General features: G+C 65.9%; 6 protein-coding genes and 1 pseudogene. 3 read left to right on the plus strand and 4 right to left on the minus strand.

Annotation, left to right across the window (positions count from 1 at the left end; genetic code table 11):
• Position 1 precedes the first annotated feature (1 nt).
• Both EPD82_RS11005 and EPD82_RS11010 read right to left on the minus strand, forming a co-directional pair.
• Positions 2-1147, minus strand: a complete 1146-nt coding sequence (locus tag EPD82_RS11005) for an EAL and HDOD domain-containing protein (protein WP_141056667.1) — start codon at positions 1145-1147, stop codon at positions 2-4.
• Positions 1144-2169: a CDP-6-deoxy-delta-3,4-glucoseen reductase gene (locus tag EPD82_RS11010; RefSeq protein ID WP_141056670.1), complete on the minus strand. Its 1026-nt coding sequence runs from the start codon at positions 2167-2169 to the stop codon at positions 1144-1146. The genes EPD82_RS11005 and EPD82_RS11010 overlap by 4 nt, the downstream gene beginning before the upstream one ends.
• A gap of 71 nt (positions 2170-2240) precedes the next feature.
• Between EPD82_RS11010 and EPD82_RS11015 the strand changes: the two genes are divergently transcribed.
• The 3 genes from EPD82_RS11015 to EPD82_RS11025 all read left to right on the plus strand — a co-directional run bounded on the left by EPD82_RS11015 (position 2241) and on the right by EPD82_RS11025 (position 4840).
• Positions 2241-3182 carry an NAD-dependent epimerase/dehydratase family protein gene (locus EPD82_RS11015; RefSeq protein WP_206202282.1) on the plus strand — a complete coding sequence of 314 codons (942 nt, stop codon included), beginning with the start codon at positions 2241-2243 and terminating at the stop codon, positions 3180-3182.
• An 80-nt stretch (positions 3183-3262) separates the two neighbouring features.
• Positions 3263-3673, plus strand: a complete 411-nt coding sequence (locus tag EPD82_RS11020) for a CopD family protein (RefSeq protein ID WP_055422872.1) — start codon at positions 3263-3265, stop codon at positions 3671-3673.
• Between the two features lie 9 nt (positions 3674-3682).
• The gene (locus EPD82_RS11025; protein ID WP_141056668.1) at positions 3683-4840 is read left to right on the plus strand and encodes a THUMP domain-containing class I SAM-dependent RNA methyltransferase; all 1158 of its coding nucleotides are present in this window, start codon (positions 3683-3685) and stop codon (positions 4838-4840) included.
• Positions 4841-4849: 9 nt separating this feature from the next.
• On the opposite strand, the gene EPD82_RS11030 is transcribed toward EPD82_RS11025, so the two are convergent.
• Both EPD82_RS11030 and EPD82_RS11035 read right to left on the minus strand, forming a co-directional pair.
• Positions 4850-5983: a PilT/PilU family type 4a pilus ATPase gene (locus EPD82_RS11030; RefSeq protein WP_141056669.1), complete on the minus strand. Its 1134-nt coding sequence runs from the start codon at positions 5981-5983 to the stop codon at positions 4850-4852.
• A gap of 49 nt (positions 5984-6032) precedes the next feature.
• Positions 6033-6599, minus strand: a pseudogene (locus EPD82_RS11035) (type IV pilus twitching motility protein PilT); the annotation flags it as partial.
• Positions 6600-6716 lie beyond the last annotated feature (117 nt).

Genomic DNA, 6716 nt, shown 5'->3' on the forward strand with positions numbered 1-6716 from the left:
TTTATGCATTGAGCCGGTCGGCGTATTCCAGTGCCGTGAGGTGGGCCCGATTCAATGTCTGGGGGGCGAGCCCCAACTTTTCTGCATGATGACGCACTAGTGTCGCATCAGGGCTTTCGCACGCCCGAGCAAGTTCGAGAAAGGGGGCGAATTCTCCCTGGTTTCGCGTGAGCGCTTCTCGTATCGCCTCGCTCACGGCGATGTGCTGCAGGACTTCCGCCATCGGCACACCGAGCAAAACGTCGAGGATGGAAAAGACGCCACAGAGGAAAAGCTGTTCCGTCACCTCTGCGGAAAAGAACCCTTTGCCGACTTCTTCCATGAGGCGTCCCCGGACGAGGGACGTTTGGGCAAGGGCTTGTTGCGAGGGATGCTGCGAGGCATTCAGCAGAAGCAGCGACAGCCATTTCAGCAGATTGCGGTAGCCGAGGATCTGGACCGCGTGCCGGAACGAGGTCACTTCGCACATCAGTCCCATCCCGGCCGAATTGATGTAGCGCAAGAGCCGATAGCTGAGCGCGACGTCCCGTTTGAGGAGTTCTTCGATCTCGGCGATGTCGGCGTCGCGCTGGAGTTTCTGGATGAGCTGCAGGACGATGCCGAAGCTGGGGGTGGCGCGTTTCTGGACCACTTCGGGGGTGCCGCGCAGGAAGAACCAGCCGCAGGCGCCGGAAAAGCCTCGTGCGATGGTGTCGGCGAAGGCAGAGGAATCGGTTAGCCCCCAGGCAAGGGCAATGCCGGGTGCCAGCCCGGGGACGGAACTGCGGCGCAGATCGACCAAGGTGAAGCGCCAGTCGCCGATGGGAGGGACGGGGCTTACGCCGTCGTACCAGCCGAGGCAAAGAGGAATTCCTTGGGCATGGACGAGGGGCAACAGGGCCTGGACTTTGGGATGCGTGAGGGCAGGGGCGGGAATTTCGAGAAAGGTCCCTTCGGGCCAGGACCAATCGAGGAGCTCAGGCCCTGGAACCAGGCGTCCGAAAGAGAGAAAGACCGTGTGTGCGCTCGGCCAGCAAGGACGCAGACGCGCCAGTTCTTCGAGCGCAGCCTGCATCGAGGAGGCATGCAGGAAGAGACGGTTGGCGGTGATCGCCTGTTTGCGATTGACGGCGGGTTCACGCGTCAGAAAGGTGGCGTTGTCGCTCATGTAGGGCTCGTGGCGAAGGTGAAGGCGTCGCTGAAGAAGGACTCGGCGTCCAGACCGTGCGCCAGGAAGTCGCGCTGGGCGGCTTCGATCATCGCCGGAGCGCCGCAGGCGTAGACCTCGTGGCCCGAGAGCGTCGGGAAGTCTTGCAACACGGCGCGGTGCACGAGCTCGGTGCGACCTTCCCAGCGGTCCTCGACCAGGGGTTCGGAGAGCACCGGCACGTAGCGAAACCACGCGTGCTCGGCGGCGAAGCGTTCGAGCCATTCATGCCGGTAGAGGCCGGCGCGCGTGCGCGCCCCCCAGTAGAGCGTGGCGGGACGGGCGATGCCGGCATGGTGCATGTGCCGCAGCATCGACTGGATCGGTGCAAACCCCGTGCCGCCGGCAAGAAAGAGGATCGGCGCTTCGCTTTCCTCGCGCAGGAAGAAGCTGCCGAGCGGCCCTTCGAGTCGTAACACTTCCTTCGGCTTCATCGCCGTGAAGACGTGCGTGGTGAAGCGGCCGCCGGGCACGAGCCGGACGTGGAGTTCGAGAAAATCGTTCTCTTCCGGGGCGTTGGCGAGCGAGAAGCTGCGCCGCGCGCCGTCGGGCAGCAGCACGTCTACGTATTGGCCGGCGCGGAAGCGGAAATCCAGGCTCGCCGGCCGTTTGAGCGTGAGGATCGTCACGTCTTCGGCGGCGCGCTCCAGGTGCTCGACGCGGGCGGGGAATTTGTGGACCGGAAAGTCGTCGGCACGGCGCAGCTCGCGCACGGCGATGACGAGATCGGTGAGCGCCCGGGCGCGGCAGGGCAGAAACCAGCCTTGTGCCCGTTCCTCTTCGGTGAGGGCCGAGGCGGCCACGGGGCCGGTGTATTCGATCTTGCCTTCGAGGAGTCGGGCACGGCAGGCGCCGCAGGCGCCGTCGCGGCACCCATAGGGCAGCAGCAGCCCGGCGGCGAGCGCCGCTTCGAGCACGGTCTGATCCGGGGCGACGCGGAAGTCGGCGCCGGCATGGTCGGCGATGCGGACGATGGCGTTCATGGTAGGCTTGCGCATCCAGCGTGACGCAGAAAGCGCAAAAGGATAGCATGAAGCGGGCAAGGAGATTGCTGGTGGTCGGGGCAGGCGACGTGGCCGCGCGGGCGATGCGTTTTCTGCCTGCAGAAGTCCGTGTCATCGTGCTGGTGCGCCGTCCCGAGGCGGCGACGGCCTGGCGTGAGAGGGGGGCGAAGGTGCTGATCGCCGATCTCGATGACCGGCGCAGTCTGCGTCGCCTCGCCGGGCTCGCGCCCTGGGTGTGGATGCTCGCCCCTCCGCCGGCCGAAGGGATGGACGATCCTCGCTCGAAGCGCCTCGCGGCGGCGCTGGCCCGCGGCGGGAGGCGCCCTCGCCGTCTGGTCTATGTCGGCACGAGCGGTATCTACGGCGATCGCGGCGGCGCCTGGGTGCGCGAATCCGATCCGCCGCGACCGCAGACGGGCAGGGGAAAACGGCGGCTGGCTGCCGAGCGGCGCTGGCGCACGTTTGCGCGCCGGCTTGGCGTGCGGCTGTCGATCCTGCGCGCGCCGGGGATCTACGCCGAGGATCGCTGGCCGCTGGAGCGGCTGCGCCGCGGCTGGCCGCTGCCGCAAGAGCCAGTGTGGACCAACCACATCCACGCCGATGATCTCGCTCGCGCCTTGTGGCTTGCCACCTTCCGTGGCGCGAGCCTGCGTGCCTATCACGTGGTCGATCGAAGCGCGCTCACCTTGAGCGAATTCTACGAACGGCTCGCGGAAACCTTCGACTTGCCGGCGCCGCCGCGCTTGCCCCTGGCCGATGCCCTGGCGGCAGTGCCACCCGCCACGGCCTCCTTCATGCGAGAATCGCGCCGTCTGCGCAGCGAGCGGTTGCGCGAAGAACTGCGCCTGTGCCTGCGCCATCCGACGGTGGAGGGCGTGCTGGCGGCGATCGCAGCCCGCCGCGAAACGAGAGGGCAGCTTGAAGAACCGTCGCGAGCGGCGACAGGGCAAGGCGCCCGGAGCGCAGGATGCGAGACATATCAACCAAGATAGGCGAGCATCCGAGCACCGCGCAACGCCGCCATGCAGCCGCGCAGTAGGTTATTCGAGCTGCCCAAAAGGAGAATGAGTCCATGCTGGTCGTCAAATCCCTGCACATCGTCTTCGTCGTGAGCTGGTTCGCCGGGCTCTTCTATCTGCCGCGCATCTTCGTCAATCTGGCGATGGTCGAAGAGCCGGCGGTGCGGGCACACCTCTTGGTGATGGCGCGCAAACTCTACCGCTTCATGACGCCGCTGGGGGTGCTGGCGATCGTCTTCGGTCTGTGGTTGTGGTTCGGCTTCGGCTTTTCCGGCGGCTGGCTGCATGCGAAGACGCTGCTCGTGGCCTTTCTCGTCGTCTATCACCTGGCGTGCGGCCGCCTGCTGCGCGCTTTTGCCGAAGGGCGCAATCGTCACTCGCATCGCTGGTATCGCGTCTTCAACGAGATTCCCGTGCTGGTGCTCACGGCGGTGGTGTTCCTCGCCGTGTTGAAACCTTTTTGAGGAGGCGGCGTGAGCGAGCGGTTTTTCGTCCCTTGTCCGCGGGGTCTGGAGGGGGTGCTCGCCCAGGAGCTGGCGCGCCTGGGGGTCGAGCGGCCTGAGCCGGCTTCTGCTGGGGTGGGCTTTGCCGGCGAGTTCGCGCTCGGCGCTTGGGTGAACCTGACGAGCCGCATCGCCACGCGCGTGCTGTGGCAGGTGGGGGAAGGGGACTATCGCAACGAGGACGAGCTCTATCGCCTGGCCCGCGACATCCCCTGGCCACGGCATTTTGCCGTGGAGTGCACCATCCGCGTCGATGTGCGCGCGCAGCGCTCGCCCTTGCGCAGCCTCGAATTCGCGGCGCTGCGGGTCAAGGACGCGGTCTGCGACCGCTTCCGGGCGCAGCTGGGCGCGCGGCCCAGTGTCGATACTGTGGCGCCGCAGGTACGCCTGTGGGTTTTTCTGCAAGAGCGGCGCGCGCGGCTCTATCTCGATCTGAGCGGCGAGCCGCTCTACCGCCGCGGGTTCAAACGCTCGATGGTCGCCGCGCCCTTGAAGGAAAACCTCGCGGCGGGGATTCTCATGCTCACCGGGTGGCGACCGGAGGAGCCGCTGGTCGATCCGATGTGCGGCAGCGGCACGTTCCTTCTCGAAGCGGCGATGGCCGCGCGCGGCATCGCCCCGGGGCTCGCGCGCGGTTTCGCCCTGGAAAACCTGGAAAATTTCGACCCGGCGCAGTGGCGGGCTTTGCGCCAGCGTGCCAAGGCGCTGCGCCGCGACGTGCCGCTGCGGCTGTGGGGCTCCGACGTCGATCCGGCGATGGTGGCGGCCGCGCGCGACAACCTCGCCGCAGCGGGTCTGGAGGAGGCGGTGCACTGGCAAGTGGCCGATGTGGGGGAACTCGTCGCCCCGGCACCAGAAGGCGTTTTGGTGGCCAACCCGCCCTACGGCGTTCGGCTCGATGAAGCGCAGAGGCTGGCGGCATGGTATCCGCGGCTGGGCGATGCGCTCAAGCGCCACTGGACGGGCTGGCGCGCGTGGATCCTTACCGCCGACCCGGAATTGCCGCGGGCCATCGGACTCAAGGCAAGCCGGCGCGTGCCGCTCTTCAACGGGGCGCTGGAATGCCGCCTTCTGGAATACCGCCTCGTGGCCGGCCCGATGCGGCGGCGCACCAGCACGCCGCCGTGACGCACGCCATCAGAGGACGTCGAGGCCGTCGGGCGGACGGATGTCGGGTTTGTCTTCCCGTTTGCTGTAGAGCTTGATCTGTAGCCGCAGGTCGTTGACCGAGTCGGCGTAGCGCAGCGCGTCTTCGTAGCGGATGAGCCCCGCTTCGTAGAGGTCGAAGAGGGCCTGGTCGAAAGTCTGCATGCCCAGCTCGCGCGAGCGCTTCATCACGTCCTTGATCTCGCCCACTTCCCCTTTGAAGATGAGATCGGCAATGAGCGGCGAGTTGAGCATGATCTCTACGGCCGGAACCCGCCCAGGACCGTCGGCGCGCGGCAGCAGGCGCTGCGACACGAAGGCGCGCAGGTTGAGCGAGAGATCCATGAGCAGCTGCTGGCGCCGGTCTTCGGGAAAGAAGTTGATGATGCGGTCGAGCGCCTGGTTGGCGCTGTTGGCGTGCAGCGTGGCGAGCGCAAGGTGTCCGGTTTCGGCGAAGGCGATGGCGTAGTCCATGGTCTCGCGGTCGCGAATCTCGCCCATCATGATGACGTCAGGGGCCTGGCGCAAGGTGTTTTTCAGGGCGATTTCCCAGTTTTCGGTGTCGATGCCGATCTCCCGCTGCGACACGATGCAGTTTTTGTGCGTGTGCACGAATTCGATCGGATCTTCGATGGTGATGATGTGGCCGAAGGAATTCTCGTTGCGGTAATCGACGAGCGCGGCGAGCGAGGTGCTCTTGCCGGTGCCGGTGCCGCCGACGAAGACCACCAGGCCGCGTTTGAGCATGGCGATCTCCTTGAGAATGGGCGGCAGCATCAGCTCCTCGAAGGTGGGGACCCGGTCGGCGATGGCGCGCAGCACCAGCGCCACGGCGCCTTTTTCCAGATAGGCATTGACGCGGAAGCGCCCGATCCCGGTGGGATTGATGGCGAAGTTGCATTCCTTGGTCGCCTCGAACTCGGCGGCTTGCCGGTCGTTCATCAGGGCGCGGGCGATCTCCGCGGTATGGATGGCGGTGAGCGGCTGCGCCGTCTGCGGGGTGATCTTGCCGTCGATTTTCAGCGCCGGAGGGAAGTCCGGCGTGATGAAGAGGTCGGAGGCCTTTTTCTGCTTCGCGAGCTTGAGCAGGTCGTTGACGAAGCGCAGTGATTGGTCTTTTTGCATGATGACGGTCCTTAGCCGGTTACTGCTTGGGTGGAATGCCACCAGAGACTTAGATGACGCGCGTCGGAGCGACCTGGAACTGATCTTTGTTCTGTGCCACCGAGCGGGCTTCTTCGACTGAGATCACCTGCTGGCGTACCAGCTCCATGAGGCACTGGTCGAGCGTCTGCATGCCGATGGCCTGGTTGGTCTGGATGATGGAGTACATCTGGGCCACCTTGTTCTCGCGGATGAGGTTGCGGATGGCCGCGTTGGCGATCATGATCTCGTGCGCCGCCACGCGACCGGTGCCGTCCTTGCGCTTGAGCAGCACCTGCGAGATGACGGCGCGCAGGGATTCGGAGAGCATGGAGCGCACCATTTCTTTCTCGGCGGCGGGAAAGACGTCGACGATGCGGTCGATCGTCTTGGCGGCCGAGGAAGTGTGCAGGGTGGCGAAGACGAGGTGGCCGGTCTCGGCCGCGGTGAGTGCGAGCCGGATGGTCTCGATGTCGCGCATCTCGCCCACCAGGATCACGTCCGGGTCTTCGCGCAGCGCCGAGCGTAGCGCATTCTCGAAGGAATGGGTGTCGCGGTGCACCTCGCGCTGGTTGATGAGCGCTTTCTTCGGCTCGTGTTGTCAACAAATAGAACTGTCCGGTTTCGTAGCACATAAACTGTCCGCTTTTCCGGGCCGGGGAGGGAAGGCGTGAAGGGCGTAGCCCGGAGCGCCTTCCCTCCCCGGCAGGCGCCG

This window comes from Tepidiphilus succinatimandens, assembly GCF_006503695.1.
Taxonomy (GTDB): domain Bacteria; phylum Pseudomonadota; class Gammaproteobacteria; order Burkholderiales; family Rhodocyclaceae; genus Tepidiphilus; species Tepidiphilus succinatimandens.

What these genes read in the sequence shown, in the direction of transcription:
- EPD82_RS11020 (WP_055422872.1), top strand. Translation starts at nt 3,263, where the DNA reads ATGCTGGTCGTCAAATCCCTGCACATCGTCTTCGTCGTGAGCTGGTTC.
- EPD82_RS11010 (WP_141056670.1), bottom strand. Translation starts at nt 2,169, where the DNA reads ATGAACGCCATCGTCCGCATCGCCGACCATGCCGGCGCCGACTTCCGC.
- EPD82_RS11030 (WP_141056669.1), bottom strand. Translation starts at nt 5,983, where the DNA reads ATGCAAAAAGACCAATCACTGCGCTTCGTCAACGACCTGCTCAAGCTC.
- EPD82_RS11005 (WP_141056667.1), bottom strand. Translation starts at nt 1,147, where the DNA reads ATGAGCGACAACGCCACCTTTCTGACGCGTGAACCCGCCGTCAATCGC.